Annotated in this window: 1 protein-coding gene; it reads right to left on the reverse strand. The window is 69.0% G+C overall.

Translation table 11 applies throughout. The features are described 5' to 3' along the window. Nucleotides 1-390 (reverse strand): MoxR family ATPase (locus EHS43_RS45795; RefSeq protein ID WP_185806702.1); only part of this gene is annotated, 390 nt, incomplete at its 3' end. Nucleotides 391-477 lie beyond the last annotated feature (87 nt).

Consider the following 477-nt stretch of genomic DNA (forward strand, 5'->3'; position numbering starts at 1 on the left):
GGACTGGGTCTTGGGCGGAGTGCGGTTGATCTCGTCCGCGAGGAGGAGGTTGGTGAAGACCGGGCCGGGCTGGAAGGAGAACTCGGCGCTGCGGGTGTCGTAGACCAGAGAGCCCGTCACGTCGCTCGGCATGAGGTCCGGGGTGAACTGGACGCGCTTCGTGTCGAGTTCCAGCGCGGACGCGAGGGCGCGGACGAGCAACGTTTTGGCGACCCCAGGGACTCCTTCCAGTAGGACGTGTCCGCGGCAGAGGAGGGCGACGACGAGACCGGTCACGGCGGGGTCCTGGCCGACCACGGCTTTGGCGATCTCGGCGCGCAGGGCTTCCAGGGAGGCCCGGGCGGTGTCCGGGTTCCCGGTGGTCCCGGCGTTGTCAGTGGTCGGGTCCATCATGGACGGCGTACCTCTCTTTCGAGGGCGTCGAGTTGGTCGGCCAGGGAGATGAGAGCCGCGTCGTCACCGGGCGGCTGGCCGAAG

This window comes from Streptomyces sp. RP5T, assembly GCF_003933965.1.
Taxonomy (GTDB): domain Bacteria; phylum Actinomycetota; class Actinomycetes; order Streptomycetales; family Streptomycetaceae; genus Streptomyces.